Below are 21887 nucleotides of genomic sequence, written 5' to 3' on the forward strand. Positions count from 1 at the left end.
TTGGCGCGCGGGCTCTACTCGATTCCTTGGACATGGAGCGCCGCCGGGGGGTACGCCCCCGACGCTCATCCACAGGTTTCGAGCATTGCTCCGCAATAGTCCCAGTGCGCCCAGACAGGTGCTACTTAGTTGTTGCCGGAGCCTGACCTCTATCGACCGCTCATCGGCAACATGTAGGTAATCCTTCGTCGCCTCCGGCATGTTTGTGCTGGTAGGTCGGGTAGAGAGGTTCCTGCATGTCGTGGAGTGCTCTACGTGTGCAGCGGTCCCGGAACGCGGCTGGCGATCTTGTTGTGCGGTTCGGGGTGGCGGGGCTCGATGCGTATCTGCAGTTTCTGGCGGTGCGGTCGCGGCCGGATACGGTCGCGGTGGTCGCGCTCATGGTGGTTCCATGAGCGCACACCAGATCATGGCCGGTCGAGGTCCGACCGGACGCGCTGTCGTCGCCGTCGAGGTTGCATGCGACATCCGGCGTTACCTCGAAGGTAATGATCGGCTGTGCGGAACGCGACACCCCCGTATCGGCCCACGGGCGACTCGTCGCGCTCGTTCCGGAGGAGGCCTCCGATCCTGTCGTCGGTGTCCTTCAGCACCCGAGCCGTCAGATGCTGGAACCGCCGGCACACCAGCCTGCCGCACGCGGCCCCCGCAGCGCTGCATGCGTCGCCCGCTCCACCGTCACCGACGCAGTCGCGGACATCCGGCCGTCGCTCGCCGCCCGCGGATTCGCCGTCCCCGACCAGCCGGCACCCGAACCGCGAGGGAACGCCCGGGTCGTAGCTGGAGGAACCACCGACGCCGGTGTTGCGGATGGCCCACCGCGGTACGGTCGAGCCGTAGGACGGCGTTGAACGCCTGCCCGTCCCGGGTGGCGAGGGCCCGATAGGAGGAGACCCGCAGGCCCCGAGAACTCGGCAGGGATCCGCAGCCCGCTGTGCGGCAGGGTGATCCGCTCCACCGAGTCAGCCGCCTCGCCGGGATCACCGAGTGTCGGCGCGGCCGTCGTGGCCGGGACTGGGTGCTGCTGGTCCGGCTGGTCGATCGTGAGCTTGCGGCGGGCGTGCGTGGCCAGGCCGGCGACAGCGTGGTGCAGTGGTCCGTAAAGGGGTCGAGGTAGCCGGCGAGGTCGAGCAACTCGCCGGTGACCACGGTGGCGGTGTCGGGTTGGGCCTGGTCGCCGATGACGAGGGCGTGCCGGTGCGCGGCTGGCTCGCCGAGCGCGGCCCAGAATTCAGTGTCGTCGGGCCCGACCAGCACGATCGGTGGCTGGTCGGCCGGCAGCTGGTAGTGCATGTGTGGCTCCTGTTGAGTCGAGTGAGGTGCGGCCGGCCTGCGGGCACGCGTTCGGGCGCGGCGGCGCCGCCACGTTGGTCGAGGCGTTGCCGAGTGACGTCGTGCGTCAGCCGTTGGCCGGCGCGGCCAAGTGCTGGGTTTGCGGCTCGGGTGGTTCGGCGAAGTCGTCGAGCGGGAACGCGGCTCCGGCAGGGGAACGCGAAACGCCACCCAGGTCCGGGTGGCGTCGGAAGTGCGTTCGTGTTTGGGGGAAGTTGTTTGTGGATGGCGTTGGCCAGGCACTGTCGGTGCCGGTGTGCAGGGTGAGGGCCTCGGCCAGATCGTCGTGGTTGGGCCGATCGCGGCCGGCGAGGTCAGCGATCGTCCATTCCCTGGACAGTTCAGCGGTGTTGTCCGAGGTGCGCGGGCGTGCTTCAGCGCGGGCCGTGGGGAAGGCTGCGGCGTTTCTGTCGATCACGCAGTGTGGTCGTGGTCGGGTCAGGATCGGCGGCGCTGCATGGTGGGGAGGCCGCCCGGAGGTGACCGCGAACCTGGATGCAGTTCAGGTAGGGGGATGGCGATGTGTCGCGACGACTTCGACGACGGCGGTGACAGCCTCGTGCTCGTCGTTTTGAGCCCGAACCGCTCGGAAGTTAGTGCCGGAGCAGCCCGCTGACGGGCACCGGCTCCACATGCCCGTCAGGCGGCAGGGAGCGTTCCAGCTTCAGTGCGATATCGATGATGACAGCACGTTCCAGCCTGGACACCTGCGCAACAGGGATCCAGTCGGCCAGGTCGGTGGACCCGTCAACCTCGTGGCGCAGTTGGCCACCGGTGACCCGGATGCGGTAGAAGACGCCCACGCTGTGCAGTTCGGCTCCGTCTGGGATCCAGTCCACGTGCCGCGTGCGGGAGTCCACGCCCAGCAGCCGCTCGACTTCCACCTGGTACCCGGTCTCCTCGGCGACCTCTCGAACGACCGCATGGAAGGGGTCTTCGGTGTGCTCGACCTTCCCGCCTGGCAGGGTCCAGTGGCGCTGGGATCCGTCGGGCGAGACGTAGCGGGCCAGCAGGATCCGATCCTCCCGCAGGCATACCCCGTAGGCGGCCAGCCTCAGTCGTTGCGCGGTCACTTCCGTATGCTTCCTCGGTTGGGTCGGCAAGTGGCGGGCGAGAGTTCGCGAGCCTACGCTTCGGGGCCTTGGTGTGGCCGAGGTGGACCGGAGGTCGAGACGTGACACGGTGGACCAACGACGCGGCGATCCGGCGGTGGGGTGCCATGCCCCGGGCTGTGCTGGAGACGATGGAGCAGTACGGAGACTTCGCCAAGCGGCACCTGGTCAATCCCGTCCTGCTGCGTATGCTCGGCGATCTGCGTGGCCGGCGGGTGCTGGACGCTGGATGCGGCAATGGCTATCTCAGCCGGATGCTGGCCGAGCGTGGTGCGCAGGTCGTCGGCGTGGAACCGGGCCAAGCGTTGTTCGACTTCGCCGTCGAGAAGGAGGAACAGCAGCCGCGGGGCATCCGGTATGTGCAGGCGGACCTGTGCAATCTGCCTGATCTGGGGCTGTTTGATGTCGTGGTGGCCAGTATGGTGTTGCCCGCTATCCCGGAGTGGGCGCCGGCCATGCGGGCGTGTGTGGCGGCGCTCTCGCCAAGCGGGCTGTTCGTGTTCACCGTCAACCACCCTTGCTTTGAACAGTTGTGGCTGTCATGGCGGGAGCACGGCGAGTATCGCACGAGGCAGTACCTCGCCGAGTACGAGATCGACGGACCCCATGGTGTCGACTTCCACCGACCCCTGTCGACCTATCTCAACGAGCTGATAAATCTGGGTTGTCGGCTGCGGGAGGTTACCGAACCGGGCCTGGATCCGGTGGTCGCCGCGACCGGTCCGGAAGGCATTGACGCCTACGTCCATCTGCCGAACTTCCTCGTCGTGGCCGCCGAGCGGGCGTAGCGCTCAGGACCGGTGAGTCCAGCGGACTATTGAGGTCCGCGTTGACGAGTGGCTCGGTGAGGTCGGCGGCGCTGCAGCGTCATGGCCGGCCACCTCACCTTCGCTGTCTGGCCTGTTGGTCCGTCTTCGTTTCATGGGGCTGATCACGCCGGTCTATGCCTTGGCCAGTTGGCTGCGGAGGTTCTCGTTCTCGATGGTGAGGACGTTCATCGCTCGGGCGAGGACTTGGGCCCCGGCGTCGAGCTGGGCACGCAGCGGCCCGAGATCGGTGAGCCCGTAGCGACTGAGACTGGCATGCAGCGCCTCGGCGGGCACGGCGTGGTTGCCGGTGACGCGCTGGGTCGCCCGGCGGGCGACCGCCGCAGCCCTGGCCCGCGCCACCCGGGCAGCGACCACACCGGTCGGCTCGCCAGGCGTGGCCTCGGGTGGGGGCAACGGCACTGACCTGGGATGGCCACTCGGTCGAGCAGCGGTTGCAGCCGCCGCGGGTACCGGCGGCGCCGGGCCGGCGTGCAGGTACACCCGTTGGCGCCGCCGCACGGGCAGTCCCCCGGCTTCCCGCACTGCCCGCGACGCACGTCGTCCTCGTCGCGGAAGCATCGGATCACGTGGTCGGTTGGTTGCACGCCTTTCACACGGGGTCGGTCCTCACCGCGCTATCGCGCGGCGGGCGTGGACGAGAGGGGCGATCGGGTCGTCGTCGATCCGCCCCTGCCCAGGTGTGTCGGCAATGACTGCGATACGAGCGAGGTCGTCGTAGCGCGGCCAGGACCCGTCCTCGGTCGGTGCACCGTCGCGGGCGAATGCGACCCAGTGTGCCTGCATCCGGGCCGATACCTGCCGGTCCACATCGTCGTAGCCCTCAGTGGTCAAGGTGCCGAACAGGTAGCGCAGTTCGGCGGTATGCTGCGCCCGGAAGTCGGACCTGTCAGCGCCGGGTGAGACGCGGTCGAAGCGGTAGCAATAGAACTCGTGGCCGGACGACAGCAGGCGTTCTGTGGTGGCGAGCAGCGGCTCGGCGAAGACGGCAGAGGTGTAGGCGCGGTCAAATTTGTCGTACATGGACCCTGCGTTGTGGGAGAGTTCGGTGCGCACGGCTCGCGCCTCAGGTCCGGCGAGGGCCCTCGTCAGTGCCCAGAGCAGGAGCCGGTTGTAGGGAAGCATGCCCGGCTTGATGAAGTACCTGGCCTCGTTGTGTGTGTAGCCCAGCAGCAACGGCACCGCCGCGAGCGGACGGGTGCCCGCGTCGGCGGGTACGATTTCGCCGTCGGTCACCGGCATCCACGCCAGGTTCGCGGGCGTGTGCACCCGTCCGCGCTTGGGGATCACACCGCTGAACAGATGCGAGGCCTCCGTGACCCGTTCGGTGGGTACCTGTCGCAGCTGCTCTGGCCCGCCGCCGCCTAGGTGCGCGATGAATGCCTTGCTGGCAGCGTAGGTCCGCTCGTTGGTTTTCTTGGCGTCGAACGAGAACCGCTCGCCGCCCCCGCTTTGCAGGATCGCCCTGTGGAACCGGCCCGCCGCCGATGGGCTGCTCAACAGGGTGCGTACGGAGTGAGCACCTGCGGACTGGCCAAAGACGGTCACGCGATCTGGGTCGCCGCCGAACTGCGTGATGTTCTGGTGCACCCACTGCAAAGCCGCGATCTGGTCCTGAAGGCCGAAGTTGCTGCCGAGGTCAGGATGCGCGAGGTACCCGAACGCGCCCAATCGGTAGTTGAAGCTGACGACCGTCACGCCCAGCGCCGCCAAAGCGGAGCCGTCCGTGCCGTCCTCGCAGCCGCCGCCACCGAGGTAGCCGCCGCCGTGAATCCAGACCATCACCGGCTGCTTGGCTTGCGGGTCCACGGTGGTGGTCCATACGTTCAGGTACAGGCAGTCCTCATCCTGCCGGGACGCGCGGGTCTTGAACACTGCGCCTGCTGTCTGCGGGCAGATCGGACCGAACTCGGTCGTCTGCCTCACCTGCGTCCAGGCGGGCGTCGGCTGAGGTGGGCGCCACCGCAGCGCACCTACAGGCGGCGCGGCATAGGGGATGCCGAAGAACTTGTGAATGCCGTCGTCGGCGAACCCCTGGATCGGGCCCTGCCGGGTCTCAACAATCGTCTGCACGACTGCCCCTTCAACTGTGTCGGTCGAACACTCGCCGGCTATGCCTGCGGTGGCGCAAGGAGAGCGGTCACGTTGCCGCGCAGGATCTGCTGGACGTAGGCGACGCGCGCATCGTCGATCTCCACCCAGCCGAGATGGCGCATGACACCCGCATGGCTGGAGCGGAACACGACAAGCTGACCCATGATCGTGGCCGCGAGTACCCGGTTCGCGGTCTGGTCCTGGTCAACGCGCAGCCTTCCGGCCACTTCGGTGATCAACGCAGCGACGCGGCCCATGAAGCCGCTGTACAAGGAATCGAAAGCGGCGGTTGGGGTCTGCTGTTCGCGCAGGATCAGTTGCATCCACTCGGCCGAGTCGTCCCGCAACAGCAAAGCCGCCATGCCGTCGGTGAGTTCGAGAAGCGTAGGAAGCAGGCGATCCCGAAGCGCCGCCGGATTCGTCACCTCCCGAGTCTCGTCGAGCGCGGCTTCTATGCGCTCCAGCAACGGCCCAGTGTGGGCGCCGATCTGCGCGGCGACGCGTTCGACGACCGCCACATACAGCCCTTCCTTGCCACCGAAGTGATAACCGATCAGTGCCTGATTAGCCTGCGCGAGATCGGCGATCTGCCGCGTACTGACCGCGTGGTAGCCGTCCCGTGCGAACGCTGTCGTTGCGGCCGCAAGCAGGGATTCTCGCGTCTGGTCACCACGCGACACGGCGGCCCGAGCTGCGGGGATGGTCATGCCTCCAGCGTACTTGATCGGTCGATTAAATCAAACGACTAAGTGGCCTTCCCTCCCGTCACGCAGCTCTACGGGGCGATCCGAACTGCGACGGCTCGCTCCCGCAGAGCTCTCCCGCAGGCCGCCGTTGCCGTGGGCGCCGAGCGCCGCGCGGAAGCCTCCCCGAGCATCGGTCGTGGGCTGGGCCTTTCGGCAACGGCAGTCAATGCGCGTCGGATGGCTTGTGATGGCCGTAGGGATCCGGGGCGGCGATGGGTCGCCCGGCCGGTCAGACGGTGTCGGGGTGCAGGTTCGACCGGTCCGTGACGTGGGTGCGGATGCTCGTGTCGCCCTCGGTGTAGATCTCCATGCCGGCGGGACCCCAGTCGTCGACCACGATGTGGGCCAATCGAGCTGGTCGTGCCACACGCGGTCGCCCGGTTGGTACTGCACGCCAGGCAGTGCGACTATCTGGCCGCCGTCGTTGTGCCACCGGCGGATGCTGTCGAGCTGGACTGCGACAGGCATGGCGAGGCTGCGCCGACAAGGATTCTCAGTGAGACTGGCATATTCGATAGGTCGAGTACGCCGCTCCAGTCATCCGGAGGTGGCTCGGCACGACGCCGGAACGGTCGAGGCGCTGATTGGTCGCCGCGACGTTCGGGTGCCGGAGCGTCACTCGATGCCAGCCAGCCGTACCGCAATCTCAAGCTCGCGCATCTTCGCGGCGGACAGCGTGCCGGCGTGCTCGATCAGCGCATCCCGTGTGACGCACAGCTGCCATGTGCAGAAGATGCGGCCTGCCCGTGGCAACGCCATGCGTACCACACCGGCGCGAAGGAGCCCTTCGTCCTCACCAAGCTGCACCTCGATGCCCATGCCGCCGATCGCCGGGCCGGCCGCGGCAACCGCCTGTGCCCGTTTCCGGGCGTCCGCCGCTACCTCCGCAGAAAGGATGACGAAACCTCGCTGTTGAGCCGCCGTCGCCGGCGCGACGATCTGCATCGCCCGGAACTGCGGGCAATCCCCACCGGAGAGCAGCACGACCGGCCACTCACGGTCGAACGCCGTCCACCAGACCTCGCCGCGTCGCACATACACCTCCAAAGCAGCGCGATCACGGTACCGCGAGACCGCACGAACGGCGGCGAAAGCGGAAGCCAAGATCGCCACGGCTACGTGACAACATGACCGGGCCGACACGGATTGCGGCAGAGCGTGCTCGGCAGTGATCTCTAACGGATTGATCAACATCAGGCTCACGGCCGATATCAAAGTCCTGGCGCTACGGCGGTTGCGTCACCGGCGCCGACGAAAGGCGGACCTTGGCCGGTAGCGTTCCCAGCGTGGGCATCTAAGGCCAGCCGGACGCGTTCGCCGTCGATGGCCGTGGATGTTCGGTGCTCGACACGCGGTGGTCCGAGGACCGCGAGCGGGTCAGAGGCTTCCTGTGACGACCAGCCTGCCACGGTGATGGCCGCCTCGTCCGGAAAGATGTCGGCGCCGCGGTCGACAGCCGGATCGAGGGTGTGGTCCTGGGTGCCGCCGTAGGACTCGTTCGGATCCACCGACTTTGCCTTGGCCCTGCCGGCGGGGGAGGAGTCGATGGAGCCCGAGGACAGCCTGTTCGGCGACGGGTGGAGCCTGCGGGATCGCCCCGCGACTCACCGGCCGGCCGGCTTCGACCGGCGAGGGCTGTCACCGAGGCGGAATTAGGAAGGCTGGGCTTGCAACATTGAGCTTCCAAGCCTAGCCTTCTATTTATGGAACCTCGCGACGCTCTGAACCGCTCCACGGCCACCTCGATCCGGGTGGCGATAGGGATGCTCAAGCGACGCACCGGCGAGGCGCTTACGGACGGCCAGTTGACGACTCCGGAGTTGACCGTGCTGGCGCAGATCGACCGCAACGGTCCGATCACCGTCGCCGATCTGGCCCGGCTGCAGCAGATCACCCCGCAGGCGATGGGCTCGACCGTCGCGTCGCTGGAGAAGCACGGATTGGTGACGCGGTCCCCGGACCCCGACGACCGGCGGCGGTCACTGCTGACGGTCAGCAGCGCGGGCGGCGACGTCCTGCACTCCAGCCGCGACGTGATTTCCGATCGCATGGCCGTCGCGCTCGGCGAGTCGTTCACCGATGACGAGGTCGCCATCCTGGCGGCCGCGGCTCCGCTGCTGGAGCGCCTCGCCCAGCGTTTCTGACCCCCACATCCGAACCAGCCCACACGCCGAGCGTGCGGGCCGATGGCTTGCGGCCTGGACCGCACATGAAGGAGGTGCGCATGTCATTGACCGAAGAGCAATCGCCGACGGTGCCTGCGTACAGCGGCAACCCGTTCTCCTGGCGTTTCACCACGCCGCTGTTCCTCGGCTCGGCACTCAACCCGATCAACAGCTCGCTCATCGCGACGGCGTTGCTGCCGATCGCCCGCGACCTGGGCGTCCAGATCGGCCAGACCGCGGCCCTTGTGGCCGCCTTGTATCTGGCAAGCGCGATCGCCCTGCCCACCGCGGGCAAGGCCGCCGAGGTGTTCGGGCCCCGGCGGGTCTTCATGTCCGGCATCGTCATGGTCTGCCTCGGCGCCGCCTTCGGCGGCTTCGCGCAGAGCCTGTGGATGCTGATCCTGAGCCGTGTCGCGATCGGATTGGGCACCTCGTGCGCGTACCCGACCGCGATGCTGATCATCCAACGCCGCGCACGGGACGCCGGAATGGCCAACGCGCCGGGCGGCGTCCTGGGCGGACTCATGATCGCCGGAATCGCCACCGCCTCGCTCGGCCTGCCCATCGGCGGCGTCCTGGTGAATGCCCTGACATGGAGAGCTGTCTTCTTCGTCAACGTGCCCGTCGCCGTCATCGCGTTCATCGCTGCGGTCGCCTGGATCGAACCCGACCCGAAGCGTGCCGAACGGATGAGCGCGCATGAGATCGCGTCGAAGCTCGACGTGCCCGGCATCCTCGCCTTCGCCGCAGCCATGCTGACGCTGCTGATATTCCTGTTCGGCCTTCCGACTGCGCACTGGTGGGTCCTCGGACTGTCCGCGGTGTTCTGGGCCGTGCTGGTGCTGTGGGAGCTGCGCGCCAACACCCCCTTCCTCGACGTGCGGCTCCTGACATCCAACCCCGGACTCGCCAACACCTACCTGCGCTTCGGCCTGACCCAGTTGTGCGTATACGTCGTCCTGTACGGCATCACCCAGTGGATCGAGAGCGTCCGCGGCTTCAGCGAGTCCGCCTCCGGACTGCTCCTGCTGCCCATGACCGTGGTCTCGGGGGTGATCATCATGCCGCTCTCCCGGCGCAGACTCGTCCGGGGACCGGTCATCGCGGCCGCTGCCACCTGCCTGCTCGGATCGGCCGGCGTCCTGCTGCTCAACACCACGATCTGGATCGGCATCGTGGTCATCCTGACCCTCATTTTCGGGCTCGCCATCGGCTTCTCGACCGCCGCCAACCAGACCTCACTCACCCAGCACGCGCCGGCCGATCAACTGGGCACCGCGTCCGGGCTGCTGCGCACCTTCGGATACGTCGGCTCCATCGGCGCCAGCGCCGTCACCGGCCTGGTCTTCCATCACAACGTCACCGACCACGGCGTCCACCAGATCGGCTGGATCATGACGGCCGTCAGCCTCGTTCTGGTGGCACTCACACTCGCCGACCGCACCCTGCGGCCGGCCCGCCACTGACGGCCCAACCCAACGGACCGCTCAACACCACCGATTGATCAAGGAGACACACATGCCCATCACCACGATCGACCCCAACACGGCCCTCATCGTCGTTGATCTCCAGGCCGCCGCCGTCCACATGCCCACGGTTCACCCGTTCGACGGTGTCCTGGCCAACGCGGCCAGGCTCGCCGACGCCTTCCGGGCCAAGAAGCTCCCCGTCGTGCTGGTCAACGTCGCCGGCGGCGCCCCGGGCCGCACCGAGCACGGCTTCGGGGCCCCGGACCTCCCCGCCGGCTGGTCGGACCTTCTCCCGGAACTCAACCAGCAGCCCGCCGACAAGACGGTCACCAAGTACACCTGGGGCGCTTTCCACAACACCGACCTGGCACAACACCTCCAGGAACTCGGCGTCACCCAGGTCGTCGTCTGCGGACTCTCCACTGCCATCGGTGTCGAGTCCACCGCCCGACAGGCCCACGAGCACGGCTTCCACGTGGCGCTGCCGATCGACGCCATGACCGACCTCGACGCCGCGACGCACGACAACTCGGTCGCGCTGATCTTCCCCAAGCTCGGCGAGACCGGAACCACCGCCGAGATTCTCGCCCACCTCGGCGCCTGATCCCAGCCGCGCGACAACGGGCGTCAGGAGCGGGCAGCAGACCCGAACAGGCTTCAGGACGGCGCCCCGGTGATCCTGCGCACCGGCGTGCCTGCCACGAGCACTGCCGGCGACGTGGCGTGCTCGGGCCCGGTGGCCTCGATCTGATCGAGGCCACACGGTGGAGCAGGCAATCCTCCCGACGGCCCGCAGCTGGTCCCGGCGGTCGAACGGGTCACCCGCCGCGCCGGCCGACCGCCGGGCGCGGTGGCCGCGGACCGCGGCTACGGCGAGGCGGCCGTGGAGACCGACCTGCGCGACGCCGGCGTGAAAACGGTGGCGATTCCCCGCAAAGTGCTGGCCCACAACCTCACCAAAATCACCGCCCTCGCCGCCGCCCTCGCCTGCGCGCCACCCCGCCCGGCCAGGTCATCGGGCCGCGGCGCGGGCGCTGCTGACCCTTGTGCTTCACCTGGTGGCCAATATCGACACCAAGGCCGAGCGACTCACACGCGGCCGCCCACCCGGACGACGGCCCCGTTGCCTACCTCGCCTGCCGCTCGGCGCGGAATCCGGCAGAGCGTCGGCATCCGTGTTGACACCGTCGGGCTATCGCGTGCTGGCAGGCGTTGGTGTAGGGCTGCCGGGTGGCAGTGGCACGGAACTGCTCGGAGCGGTCACGACCACCGGTGTACCGAAGTCGCTGAACTCGGTTTCCGAGTCGGTGACCAAAGGTGTCGGCCCGGCCTCTTCGACCACGTCGTGGGTCGCGACCTGTGTGATCAGACCAGTCGCGACGTTGACGGCCACAGTTCCGGTGACGGTTGCCGGCACCTGGTGCGCGGTGCGTTTGGTGGTGTAGCCGAACGTCCAGGTATCCGTGGTCTGCGATCCGGTTCCGGTGCGACCGCGATAGGTGGCCGTGCCGAGCGTCCTGATGCTCACCAGGACCTCCCGCGGGTCGGTGGACATCGCCACGCCCTCGGCGGAGGCGCGCCCGCAATGGTCGCCGTGCAGTTGCTGCCACGGTCCGTCCGTGCCTGCTCCGACGGGGTGCAGGAAGCACCGGTCGCCAATCTGGCGCAGCTCGGAAAGCCGGGTCATCTCCAGCGGTGGTGCGGCCGAACAGCCAGGGCTCGGCGGGGGCTGCGACGGCCCACCGCTGGACCTTCCGGGGGCGGAGGGAGACGGCGCACCGCCGGCGCTACCGGACGGATACGGCCCGCCGCTGGGCCTGCCGGCGGGATCCGCACACAACCTCATGTTGCGGGCTCCGCCGACCAGGACCTCGAAGGCTCCGCGCCGGTTGACGGGATCGTAGAGGCCCTGGATGACCGAGACGTTGCCTTCGGGGAACTGCGAGTGTGCATCGAGCTGGATCGTCTGGGTCTGCTTGAAGCGGAACGTGGACTGGGACGTGGTCTGCGCGGCGAGGGCGAGCGACCGGGGGTCCCCGGCGTTGTGGGAGTTGCCGCCGGGCGAGGCCAGGACGGTACTGGCGGCCAGCGCGCCGATCGCCGCCGTCGCGGTGACGGTGGCGCCGGCGGCGTTTCGGGCCCATCGTGACCGGCGCCCGCGGTGCAGGAGCCGATCGATCGGCGGCGCACCGACCTCGTCACGGTCCGCCAGTTCGTGCAAGGCGAAGGACAGTACCTGTTCGTCGATCATCGGGTTACCTCCTTGGCTGTGATGTCGTAGTCGGCGAGCAGTTCGCGGAGCTTGGCGAGCGCTCGGGCGTTCTGGCTCTTGACCGTGCCGACGGTGCACCGCAGCAGAGCGGCCACCTCTCGCTCGGTCAGGTCCTCGTAATGGCGCAGCACGACCACCGCCCGTTGCCCGGGCGGCAGCTGCCGCAATGCGTGCTGTACCTGGTCCTGAGGTTCGGCACCGGCCCGCGGGTCCTGGTGGTCCGGGGGCTGGGCGACCAATTGCTCCCGCCGCCAGCGCCGCCACCAGCTGATGTTCCCGTTGATCAGCGTCCGCCGCAGGTACGCGTGCGGATCACCGCGGATCGACGTCCGCCGCCACCGGACGTACAGCTTGACCAGGCTGTCCTGCAGCAGTTCCTCGCCGCGGTGGAGGTCCCCGGTCAGCAGCCGGGCGACCCGCAGATACCGCTCCCAGTTGGCCGCCACGAAGCTGGCATAGGCGGCGTCCGCGGTTGGGGTTTCGCTCATACCTCGTCTACGCCGCAGGGCCCCCGAAGGTTGTCCGGCACGTCGTCGGCACAGGGTGCCGGCGGCCGGCGGGGCGGCTGCTCACCAGGTAGCGGAGCTCCGTGGCCCAGGTGAGGCCACCACGGGCAGGCGACCTTGGCGTGGGGATCTGCCGCGAGGTGCGCGAATGTCCGAGCCGTCCGCCGGGATGGTCGAGCCGCGGAAGCCGCCCTCCCAAAACTCGCGACCGCAACGTCTGCGCCCGCTGTGAAAGTCGAGCGGTCCCGACAACGGCCGAACTGGTGGCAGTACGAGGTGGCGCACGGGGCGGCCCCACGCGTGATGCGCGGACGGCATCCTGAATAGTCGCCACCAGTTCGGGCTGCCGGGATCTCCCTCGCCCTGCAACGTCAACCACCTGACGGGGGGTGCCACTACCGGTGCGGACCCGCCGCCGCAGGACCCATGCCGGTGGGTAGATGACTGATCGCCAAGGACACGGCATCCTGGGCCGCGCGGCTCGCCCGCTTGACTTCGAGCGCCATCGGTCTACTTGTTCAGGTCGCAGGTGTTGTGCGCCAGTGGGCGGCCGGATAACGCCAGCTGGAGCGCGACGTCGCGGCTGTTGGTTGCCGGTGCCGGGACGTCCGGACGGACGCCGGTGCCTTCCCAGTTGTCGCCGGAGAGATGGCTGATGCCGCGGGCGACCGGTATGGAGGCTTCCAGGTGGGGGTGGACGCGGAAGCCTTCGCGGGGGTGAGCGCCGCCGCCGGTACGCTCGCCGACGATCGTGGCCCGCCCGGTCTGTTGCAGCGCATAGCTGAGGGATTCGCCGCCGGAGAATGTAGCCGGGCCGGTCAGCACGTACAGCGGCTTGTCCGGTCCGAAGCGTGGACCGGGCACGTACGGGAGGGTCCAGTACTGGCGGACGTGGCCCTCGCGGGAGACGAAGTCCTCCACGTGGAGCGGCTCGTTGCCCAGCAGGTAGGTGCACACCAGCATCACCATGTCCGGGGCACCGCCACGGCATTCGCGCAGGTCGATGATCAACGCGTCCGCGTCGGCGACGAGGCGCAGGGCCGCGACCATCGCATCGCCGGCGATCTGCGGCGGGTAGAGGATCGGCCGTAGGCACAGCAGCGCAACGTTGCCGGGCAGGCGCTCGAGCTGGGCGATGCCCGACCCGTTGGCGGTCGCGTCGCGGGCGAGCTGGGCCAGCTGCGCCTCGTCGGTATCGGCGGGCACGTCGTCGACGCTGTACAGCAGCCGCAGGTGCTTGTCCCCGTTGGCTGACTGGAGGTCCTCGGTGACGAGCGCGGCCAGCGCCGCAGCGTCGCCGGCGCGGTCGTATCGGCCGTCGGCGGCTCGCTGGTGCAACCGCCGGGCCAGGCCGCTGCCGACCTCGGCGAAGACATAGTGCTCGGCGACCAGCCGCCCGACGTGCGCGACGATCGAGCGTGCGGTGGCGTCGTCCATGGCGGCCAGTAGAGCAGCGGATTGACAAAGCGTCAAGAGCCGTTGACGCTTGACTGGTGTCCGTACCCGATGCCCCGCCGCCCGAGGAGGTCATGCGGGTCGCTACGCCCGAGCAGTTCAAGGCGATGGCCCATCCACTGCGCCAGCGGCTGCTGTTCGCGCTGATCCACCCAGCGACCATCAGTCAGCTCGCGACGGCCACCGGCAGCCAGAAGGGCAACATCGCTCATCACCTGAAAGTGCTGCGGAAGGCGGGCATGGTGCGAGTGGTGGCGACCCGGACCGTCCGGGGCGGCACCGAGCAGTACTACCAGCGCACCGTGCGCCGCTACGACCTCAGCGGCGAGCAGGCCACGGCTCATACGCCACTGCTCGTGCGGGCGGTCGCCGACGAACTGGCCGGCGCGGCGCCTGAGCCGTTTCTGGTACTGCGTAACATCCGGTTGACCGCCGACCAGGTCACACACCTAACCGACGAACTCACCCGGCTCAGTGCGGAGTTGACCGACGCCGGGCCCGATGAGCACCGCTACGGTCTCCTGCTCACCTTGTACCAGCCAGCTCAACCCGAACCGGGCACCGACGCACCATGAACCGCCCGGCCAGTCACTGCTGCAGCCGACCGCCGTCGATCGCGGACCACACCGCGAGCGGCGTGCCGAGCAGCTGCTCACCATGACGTTCCCACTCTCGACGGCGCCCGGCCGACCCCGCAGGGTCGGCCGGGCGACCTTGGTCGTTACGAGCGGGTGAGCTGATACGTGGCGTCGACCGCACCGGTCTCCAGGACGACCGTCAACGCACCGGTCGGCAGATAGTTGCAGGTGACGGTGCGGTCTGCGTAGCCAGGGGTGGCGCCGCAGTAGCGGTTCCCGTTGGCGTCGAACACCGACAGCGAAGCGACGCCGCTGCCCGATGCACGGTGCCAGGTGAACGTGGCGCTCGCTTCGTGCTGGTCCGCGGCGATGCCGAAGCACACCCCGTAGTGGGTCGCCGAGGTCGTCACCGTCGAGCCGGTCGTGCCGGTCGGCAGGGCCGGGCAGATCGGTGGGCCGTCGACCCGGGCGAACGCCATCGAGAATGCGCCCGGTGCGTTACCGCTGCGCTCGTTCAGTACCAGAACCATCGGTGCGACGCCGGACAGCACGCAGCTAGTCTGGTGCAGGTTGTAGTCGAGGTCGCAGACGTAGTTCCCGGCCGCGTCTAGGACCATCCCGGTGGGGTTCGCCGAGCCGGTCGCATCGGTCGGCTTCAACTGGACGATCTTCGATCCGCCGGGACTGTTGAGCTGACGGCAGAGAACCTGACCCGGTGCCGTGAACGCGCCCTGGTACGGCGTGTCCTGGAAGCCGTTCGTCGACACCGTCGGGCACCCCGACGGCTGGAACGGCAGCAGCGCCGTCACATACGAGAAGTCGTTGTCGAGGACGGAGTCGACCACTGCGGCGTTGAGCACCATCGTGTAGCGGCCCGCCGCCGGGATCTCGCAGTAGCTGCTGTCGGCACAGACCCGGTGGCCGGTGCTGTCGTAGACCGCCGCGTAGGTCTGATAGTTGTCCACGTCGAAGGCCTTGGCGAGGTACACCCCCGAAGTGCTGATGTTGAGGATGCGGCAGCGGATCGGGCCGAGCGCTCCGGCCGGGGCCGCGTTGTAGGTGCCGGGCGTGATGACCGGGCACCCTACCGGCTGTGACAGCCGACGGACCTGCATCTTGTAGATCTGGTCCGGGCTTTCAGCGTCCCACCGGCCGAGGAAGGAGATGACACGGTATGTGCCGCTGACCGGCAGGAGGCAGCCGTCCTCCCCTCCGCTGTAGTCGGGGCAGGCCTGTACACCGGCGCTGTCCACGATCCACCGCTCGACCGAGTTGTAGACGGTCGGTGCGGCGTAGGCGATCACGCGGTCACCGGCGTTACCGTAAAATGGCTGGCAGTTGGTCTGCACGGCCGACGTCTGGTGCACCAGGAGCGCGTCCGGCGCCCAGGACAGCCCGGTGGAGGTGGCACATCCGGCGTTACGGAACAGCGCCGGCGCCGCGATCTGGTAGGTGATCGGGCTGTAGCTCTGGTTCAACGTCATGACGAAGTAGTCACCGGCCGCTGACAGCGTGCACGCACGCCTGTTGGCGTAGCTGTTACAGACTTCCGCGCCCGCGTTGTTGTAGAGGTACCAGAAGATCTGCTGCCCGTCGTAGACGCGGATTCCGATGGTTCCCGCCGAGGGCATGTGCACCTGGTGGCAGGCGACGCCGTCGACGTTGACGGTCCCGGTGCCCACGTTCGTCCCCGGGTCGCCGAACGGCGCCAGCCTCAACGGCGCACACCCGGCGGCGTTGGAGATCCGCGACATCCGCAGTGTGTAGGAGGCCTGGTTGCCGTAGTACTCGAAGAGGTTGAGGAAGTACGGACCGGCGGTGGTTAGGGTGCAGTTCGTGGCGTACCGCACCGGACAGAGCGGCTGAAACTGTGCGTCCAGGATCACGCCCTGCACATCGGCGTACTGGCCCGGCGTGGTGGAAACGCCCTTCGGCGAGTCCAGTCGCAGCACACTGCCGACCGGCTGGTTGAACTTGTAGCAGTCCCCCGAGGACCCGGCAGGCAGCGTTTTCTGCACCCCGGTCGAGGCGAACGAGAAGAAACTGTTCGACAGCGTCGTGCACGCTGCAGGCGTCCGTGTCGACTGTACCGACAGGCTGTAGTTACCGGACCCGACGCCGTTGTACAGCTTCACCGTGATCGTGTAGGTGCCGGCCTGCTGCAGTTGGCACGTGCCGGCGTCGACGCCGAAGAAGCAGACCTCCGTCGTGCCCTTGGTGACGAAGGCCTGCAGGTAGTCGCCGCTGCCGCGGGTCAACATCGTGTAGAGCTTGTCGCTGTTCTTCGCCGTCGTGACGGTGAAGACGTCCTGACGAGTACCGGAGATCGCCGGACACACCGCGATCTCCCCGAACGCCAGTACCCCACCACACGCCGCAGCGGTCGCGACCTTCACCGCCCCACCAGCGGCGACCGGTACGAACGCGGGCTGAGCGACATCAGACTGAACGGCCCCGACCGACGAAGGGGCGACCTGCACTGCGGGCTGGACGGCTTCCGCAGCGGGCTGGACGGTTGAGGACGGTGGCGCCGCAATTGCAGGTGTCCCGCTGACCAACGCCCCGGCAAGGGCAACGATGCTGGTCAGACAGAGAATGCGGCGGAGGGCAGGATTCACGCGCATGGCTTCTCCCCGTATCGCTCCACGCGGACGCGCGAGCGAAGCGATAATGTCACGCACATCGGCGCCCAGCAATCCCGTTAGGGCAAGGCTACATAGACCACCGAGCCGCATCTTGCCATCCGTGCACCGGCGTCTTCATCACCACGGCAGCGGGGACGGCGCTACCGGCGGGCGACTACCTGGCTTGCGTTGACGTTCCGGCGGGACCATCGAGCGGCGTGAGGGACCGGGGTAGTTCAACGGCCCGCGAGGTTCTTGCCGAAGAAGCCGGTGAGCAGCTCGATGGCCGGCCCAACATACTCGAGCTTGTCGTAGAGGTCGTTGTGGCTGGCGCCCTCGATCCAGTGGAACGACTTCGGGCCGATCAGACGCTGGAAGGCTTCGACACTCATCCACGAGGTGACGGCCCGCCGTCCGGCGATGATCATCGCCGGGCGCTGACCGATCATCGGGATGGGGGAGAAGGCGTCGAACGTGGCCAGCTTGTCGATGCTCGTCCAGTCGAGCGTCTTCGCGGAGCGCGGATGCTGTCCGCGCGGCGTGCAGTAGTACTCGAAACCCTCGGCCGCGTACTCGCCGGCGTGTGCGCGTGCCTGCTCGATGGTGTCGGGGAACAGCCGCATGCCCTCCGGCTGCTCGTCGTGTGCCCGTGCGGTGCGTGCGGCGGCCGCGCGATCCAGCAGCGAGTCGAAGGCGGCCGGGTCGGCGGTGCCGTCGGGGCCGAGCCGGAAGTGGCGGGCGATGTCGACGCCGCTGATCGTGGCGACGGCGCGGATGCGGTGATCGCTGGCCGCCGTGACGAGCGAGTACCCGCCTGATGCGCAGATGCCGAGGATGCCGATGCGCTCAGGGTCAACGAGTGGATGTGTCGAAAGGAACGAGACTCCCGCCTTCATGTCCTCGATGCGGTGGGCCGGGTCTTCGAGTCCCCTCGGCTCGCCGCCGGACTCGCCCTGGAAGGCGGAGTCGTAGGCGAGCGTCACGAAGCCCTGCTCGGCGAGCAGCCGCGCGTAGAGGCCAGCGGCCTGTTCCTTCACTCCGCTGCCCGGGTGTCCGACGACCGCTGCCGGGAGCGAGCCACTGCCGTCGGAGGCTGGAGTGTAGAGGTGGCCGGCGATCGTGATGCCGGCACTGCGGTAGCTGACGGGTGTCGGTTCCATGGGTGCGCTCCTGTTCGCAATGCCGTCGCAGCCGTCGTTTGCTGCGGCGGGAGCCGTATGGGCTCGAACAGCACTCTCGTCGCGATGCCCGGCCGTGCAAATGATCGAGTCTTTGAGGGGTAAAGATCTGGGCCACCCTCCACCGAACCCACGCGAGGACAATGGTGGACATGGGCAATTCGGTGGATCCGGGGGCGCTGGGGGCGTTCCTGCGCGCGCGACGGGAGGGACTGACCCTCGAGGATGTGGGGTTACCGTCCGGCCCTGATCGCCGGCGGGTGAGCGGGCTTCGGCGCACTGAGGTGGCGCAACTGGCGAACATCAGCATCGAGTACTACACCCGTCTTGAGCAAGGACGTGTGCGGGCTTCCGCCACGGTGCTCGAGAGCCTCGTGCGGGCGCTCCGGCTCGATGACGATGCCCAGCGTTACGTCTACGAACTGGCCGGCCGGCCGGACGAGCAACCACGGCGGCGAAGCGCTCGCGAGGCGCCGCGGCCGGCGATCCGGCGGTTGTTGGACCGGCTCGAAGACGCCGGCGATCGTGCTCGGCAAGCGCCTGGACATCCTCGGCTGGAACAATGCGGCGACCGCGCTCTACCTCGACTTCAGCGCGCTCCCCGTCAAGGAGCGGAACTATCTGCGCTTGATGTTCCTGCATCCCGGCTTCCGCGCCCTGCACCGCGAGTGGGAGCATGACGCGCGCACGGCGGTCGGCGCGGTGCGACTGGAGGCAGCGGGAAACCTCCACGACTCCGAACTCACACAACTGGTGGGGGAGCTCTCGCTGCGCGACGAGGACTTCCGCACCTGGTGGGCTCAGCAGCAGCTTTCGGGCAGATATCAGGGCGTCAAGTACTACCGGCACGCGCTCGTCGGCGATCTCGCCCTGGACTGCGACACCTGGAACAGCCCGGACGGCACGGGTCAGCGCCTGATGGTCCTCACCGCGGAACCCGGAACACCGTCCGCGGACGCGCTGCGCATCCTCACGGCCTGGCAGGAGCCACGGGAGGCGGACAGGCCCGAGCCGCAGAGAGCACAGTGAGCCGGTGAACGAGACGAGCGAGTGGACGTCTGCGCAACAGGAACGCCTCGAAGCGGCCGACCATCTCACGCTTGCCGTGGACGACGGTTCCGGCCTCGCGGCGGCAATGATTACACCGCAGTCCTGCTCCACAGTAGACAACAGTCCACCGGCGGCTGGAGCAGTGTGCACTGCTCCAGCCGCCGGCGGGGCAATCCGGCGTGCCGGGTTCAGCCGAGTTTGTCGGTGCGTTCGCAGGCGAGGAGCAACGTCGAGCCCGCGACCGTGTCGACGGGCCGCTCAACGTCGTCCCAGGCGAGCATTTCACCGGTACGCGGGTCGAAGATGAGCACGTGCCGGGCGCCTTTGTCGTCGAGGCTGACCGCCACGCCCTTGCGACCGGCGCGGTCCGTGGTCTCGCCTCGCCAGACGACGCCCGGCGTGTTCGCGAGGATGCGCAGCACTTCGGCCCGCGTGGCGAGGGGCACCGCGTGGGAGCTGAACCAGTCGCGTACGTTCCAGAACAGGAACGGTTTCCCGCCGGTGAGAAGCTTCTTGGCGATCTCGGCCGGGTCGGTCGGCAGGGCCAGGATCGCCCGGTCCGGGTTGGGCGGTAGATCGAGGACGTTGGCGGCCGGCGTGCCGGTCGGCTGGACCGGGTGCTTCTGGTAGTACCGGTAGGACTCCTCGTTCGGGTACACCGCCGGCAGGAGGGTGGTACGGTCCCGCTCGGAGCCGTCGGCGGCGCGCCACCACCACTTCTCGCTGGGAATGATCCGCTGCGACTTGCCATCGGGCGTGTCGTCGAAGACGGCGTTCCACCCGATGGTGTGGATGAACGTGTACTTGCCTGTGGTGGTATCGCAGCGGCTGGGCGCCAGGTGTGCGGCGAGGGCACGCAGCTGGTCGCCCGTGGCGGGCGGCTGCTTGTCGAACTCGAAGGCCACCGGCCGGATGACGGGCCCGAACGTCGGCGCCGGTGCGGCGGTCCAGGTGGGCGTCGGTGCGGCGGTCCGGGTGGGCGTCGGCGCAGTGGACTGGCCGGCCGTGACGCCGGACAGATGTCCACCGGTCCGGCCGCCGGCTACCACGCCGGTCGCGACGAGCCCCGCGGCGGCGACCCCGGCCGCGACCGGGACCAGGATGCGGCGGCGCCGGACGCCGGACGGTGCGTCGATGGTGACGGTCGCCTCGGCGAGGGCGATGAGGTCGACGGCCCTCGCGTGCGGCGGAGGGATCGGCACGCCGCGGGCCGGGTCCGCCGGGCCGAGGAGTGCCTTGGTGCTGCTGGTGTCAAACATGGCGGTTCCTGTCTGCTGTCGTTTCCAGATGCTTCGGTGCTGGCACACGAGGGGCCGCCGCGGTTGGCGCACTGAGCGCCCGGCTCAGCCGTCCCCGCGCTCGGTGCAGCCGGACGGCCGCCGCAGCACGGCTACAGCCGACAACGGCAGCCGCCTCGGCGAGGGAAAGCCCCTCCCAGCCGACCAGGCGCAGCAACTCCTGATCCGCGTCCGAAAGGGTGACCAGCGCCCGGCGAACGTCGGCCAGCCAATCGGTCGCGCTGTGCTCGTCAGCCGTGACAAGCAGGCGCTCGTCGCCGACCTGCACGGGTGTGGCGTGGCGAGCGCGCCAATGGTTCGCGAGCAGGCGACGCGCCACCCCGTACAACCAAGGCAGCTGACGATCGGGCACCTCGACACGGCGGCGCCACGCGACGACGAAGACCTCCTGCGCCACCTCGGCCGCCGCGTCCGGATCACCGATCCGGCGCAGCGCGTAACGAACAACCTGCGGGTAGTGGGCGGAGTACAAGGCAGTGAACCAGCCTTCGCCGCGCTCTCGCAGCACGGGCATGGGCTCTCCTGACGATCGACAACGGGTACATCGTCACTTGTGTCGCCAGCTGGCGGATCATTACACCCGTCTTTGGGGGTGTGCCCCTCGCCCGAGATTCCCGACCAAGCCGGTACCACGGCGACATCGGGCAGGTCGACGAGTTGTTCGAACCGTGCGGCCCGCCGGAAAAGTACGCGGCGACCGAGATCAAACGGCGCGGCCCCGCCCGGTGGGCGGGGCCGCGAGGTAGCGGATCGGGTCGGTCAGCGGCCCGATTTCGACGGGGTCGAGGTCGGCGCCGAGGCGTCGTTGCTGATCGTCTCGGGGTGGGCGGCCACGAACTGGGCGACAGTGTCGTCGTTGATCGCCTTCAGCAGGTCCAGCGCGGTCTGGTCGAGGTTCTCGAACGACTGGCCGTTGATGATCTCGGTCTTGTACGTGCCGTTGTTGGTGCGCAGTGTGATCATCTTGTCCGGGTTGATGCCCTTGAGTGTGAAGATCCAGTCCACGAGGGAGACCTTGTTTTTGTAGAAGGACACGGCTTGGCCGACCGAGCTGAGCACCTCGTTGACCTTGAATGGGTTGGTGATCACGCCGGCGCTGGTGGCCTTCTTGGCCATCGCCTTGATGAACTGCTGCTGGTGGCGCTGGCGGCCGTAGTCGCCGTCGTTGTTCGCCAGCTTGT

21 protein-coding genes and 3 pseudogenes are annotated in these 21887 nt (G+C 68.4%); 8 read left to right on the plus strand and 16 right to left on the minus strand.

Annotated elements, in window-relative coordinates:
• Positions 1–678 precede the first annotated feature (678 nt).
• From ACGFI8_RS46490 to ACGFI8_RS46500, 3 genes are all read right to left on the minus strand, one after another.
• Complete coding sequence (locus ACGFI8_RS46490) at positions 679–1293, minus strand: hypothetical protein (protein WP_392815163.1); 615 nt, start codon at positions 1291–1293, stop codon at positions 679–681.
• 106 nt (positions 1294–1399) lie between these two features.
• A complete protein-coding gene (locus ACGFI8_RS46495; RefSeq protein WP_392815165.1) occupies positions 1400–1750 on the minus strand; it encodes a hypothetical protein in 351 nt (116 codons plus the stop codon).
• 175 nt (positions 1751–1925) lie between these two features.
• Entirely contained in the window at positions 1926–2405 is a 480-nt protein-coding gene (locus ACGFI8_RS46500; RefSeq protein WP_392815167.1) for an NUDIX domain-containing protein, read from the minus strand.
• A gap of 158 nt (positions 2406–2563) precedes the next feature.
• Here ACGFI8_RS46500 and ACGFI8_RS46505 point away from each other — a divergent pair, with 158 nt between their 5' ends.
• Positions 2564–3232: a class I SAM-dependent methyltransferase gene (locus ACGFI8_RS46505; protein ID WP_392815170.1), complete on the plus strand. Its 669-nt coding sequence runs from the start codon at positions 2564–2566 to the stop codon at positions 3230–3232.
• Positions 3233–3385: 153 nt separating this feature from the next.
• Here ACGFI8_RS46505 and ACGFI8_RS46510 read toward each other — a convergent pair whose 3' ends face one another.
• The 5 genes from ACGFI8_RS46510 to ACGFI8_RS46530 form a co-directional block, all read right to left on the minus strand.
• Positions 3386–3673, minus strand: coding sequence for a hypothetical protein (locus tag ACGFI8_RS46510; RefSeq protein ID WP_392815172.1), 288 nt, complete (start codon positions 3671–3673; stop codon positions 3386–3388).
• A 207-nt stretch (positions 3674–3880) separates the two neighbouring features.
• The gene (locus ACGFI8_RS46515) at positions 3881–5344 is read right to left on the minus strand and encodes a carboxylesterase/lipase family protein (RefSeq protein ID WP_392815175.1); all 1464 of its coding nucleotides are present in this window, start codon (positions 5342–5344) and stop codon (positions 3881–3883) included.
• A 38-nt stretch (positions 5345–5382) separates the two neighbouring features.
• Positions 5383–6072, minus strand: coding sequence for a CerR family C-terminal domain-containing protein (locus tag ACGFI8_RS46520; protein ID WP_392815178.1), 690 nt, complete (start codon positions 6070–6072; stop codon positions 5383–5385).
• 654 nt (positions 6073–6726) lie between these two features.
• On the minus strand, positions 6727–7314 hold the full coding sequence (locus ACGFI8_RS46525; RefSeq protein WP_392815181.1) for a hypothetical protein: 588 nt from the start codon (positions 7312–7314) through the stop codon (positions 6727–6729).
• 8 nt (positions 7315–7322) lie between these two features.
• Positions 7323–7619 (minus strand): hypothetical protein, encoded by a 297-nt coding sequence (locus ACGFI8_RS46530; RefSeq protein WP_392815183.1) that lies wholly within the window; start codon positions 7617–7619, stop codon positions 7323–7325.
• A 195-nt stretch (positions 7620–7814) separates the two neighbouring features.
• Between ACGFI8_RS46530 and ACGFI8_RS46535 the strand changes: the two genes are divergently transcribed.
• From ACGFI8_RS46535 to ACGFI8_RS46550, 4 genes and pseudogenes are all read left to right on the plus strand, one after another.
• Positions 7815–8255, plus strand: a complete 441-nt coding sequence (locus tag ACGFI8_RS46535) for a MarR family winged helix-turn-helix transcriptional regulator (protein WP_392815186.1) — start codon at positions 7815–7817, stop codon at positions 8253–8255.
• A gap of 80 nt (positions 8256–8335) precedes the next feature.
• Positions 8336–9742, plus strand: coding sequence for an MFS transporter (locus ACGFI8_RS46540; protein WP_392815188.1), 1407 nt, complete (start codon positions 8336–8338; stop codon positions 9740–9742).
• A gap of 52 nt (positions 9743–9794) precedes the next feature.
• Positions 9795–10349, plus strand: coding sequence for an isochorismatase family protein (locus tag ACGFI8_RS46545; protein WP_392815191.1), 555 nt, complete (start codon positions 9795–9797; stop codon positions 10347–10349).
• A gap of 168 nt (positions 10350–10517) precedes the next feature.
• Positions 10518–10679 (plus strand): annotated as a pseudogene (locus ACGFI8_RS46550) (ISNCY family transposase); the annotation flags it as partial.
• 258 nt (positions 10680–10937) lie between these two features.
• Here ACGFI8_RS46550 and ACGFI8_RS46555 read toward each other — a convergent pair.
• From ACGFI8_RS46555 to ACGFI8_RS46565, 3 genes are all read right to left on the minus strand, one after another.
• Positions 10938–11996, minus strand: coding sequence for a hypothetical protein (locus ACGFI8_RS46555; RefSeq protein WP_392815194.1), 1059 nt, complete (start codon positions 11994–11996; stop codon positions 10938–10940).
• Entirely contained in the window at positions 11993–12505 is a 513-nt protein-coding gene (locus ACGFI8_RS46560; RefSeq protein ID WP_392815197.1) for a SigE family RNA polymerase sigma factor, read from the minus strand. The genes ACGFI8_RS46555 and ACGFI8_RS46560 overlap by 4 nt, the downstream gene beginning before the upstream one ends.
• 528 nt (positions 12506–13033) lie before the next feature.
• Entirely contained in the window at positions 13034–13960 is a 927-nt protein-coding gene (locus ACGFI8_RS46565; protein ID WP_392815200.1) for a S41 family peptidase, read from the minus strand.
• Between the two features lie 56 nt (positions 13961–14016).
• Between ACGFI8_RS46565 and ACGFI8_RS46570 the strand changes: the two genes are divergently transcribed.
• Complete coding sequence (locus tag ACGFI8_RS46570; RefSeq protein ID WP_392815202.1) at positions 14017–14553, plus strand: helix-turn-helix domain-containing protein; 537 nt, start codon at positions 14017–14019, stop codon at positions 14551–14553.
• A gap of 146 nt (positions 14554–14699) precedes the next feature.
• Here the strand turns inward: ACGFI8_RS46570 and ACGFI8_RS46575 are convergent, their stop codons facing one another.
• Entirely contained in the window at positions 14700–17291 is a 2592-nt protein-coding gene (locus ACGFI8_RS46575) for a hypothetical protein (RefSeq protein WP_392815205.1), read from the minus strand.
• A gap of 125 nt (positions 17292–17416) precedes the next feature.
• The gene (locus tag ACGFI8_RS46580; RefSeq protein ID WP_392815208.1) at positions 17417–18340 is read right to left on the minus strand and encodes an alpha/beta hydrolase; all 924 of its coding nucleotides are present in this window, start codon (positions 18338–18340) and stop codon (positions 17417–17419) included.
• A gap of 170 nt (positions 18341–18510) precedes the next feature.
• Here ACGFI8_RS46580 and ACGFI8_RS46585 point away from each other — a divergent pair.
• Both ACGFI8_RS46585 and ACGFI8_RS46590 read left to right on the plus strand, forming a co-directional pair.
• Positions 18511–18747 (plus strand): annotated as a pseudogene (locus tag ACGFI8_RS46585) (helix-turn-helix domain-containing protein); the annotation flags it as partial.
• A 10-nt stretch (positions 18748–18757) separates the two neighbouring features.
• On the plus strand, positions 18758–19387 hold the full coding sequence (locus ACGFI8_RS46590; protein ID WP_392815210.1) for a hypothetical protein: 630 nt from the start codon (positions 18758–18760) through the stop codon (positions 19385–19387).
• A 209-nt stretch (positions 19388–19596) separates the two neighbouring features.
• Here ACGFI8_RS46590 and ACGFI8_RS46595 read toward each other — a convergent pair whose 3' ends face one another.
• From ACGFI8_RS46595 to ACGFI8_RS46605, 3 genes and pseudogenes are all read right to left on the minus strand, one after another.
• Entirely contained in the window at positions 19597–20667 is a 1071-nt protein-coding gene (locus tag ACGFI8_RS46595; protein WP_392815212.1) for a hypothetical protein, read from the minus strand.
• Positions 20660–21220, minus strand: a complete 561-nt coding sequence (locus ACGFI8_RS46600) for an RNA polymerase sigma factor (protein WP_392815215.1) — start codon at positions 21218–21220, stop codon at positions 20660–20662. The genes ACGFI8_RS46595 and ACGFI8_RS46600 overlap by 8 nt, the downstream gene beginning before the upstream one ends.
• Positions 21221–21465: 245 nt before the next feature.
• Positions 21466–21887 (minus strand): annotated as a pseudogene (locus tag ACGFI8_RS46605) (hypothetical protein); the annotation flags it as partial.

Origin of the sequence: Dactylosporangium sp. NPDC048998, from assembly GCF_043197855.1 — a bacterium.
GTDB lineage: Bacteria > Actinomycetota > Actinomycetes > Mycobacteriales > Micromonosporaceae > Dactylosporangium.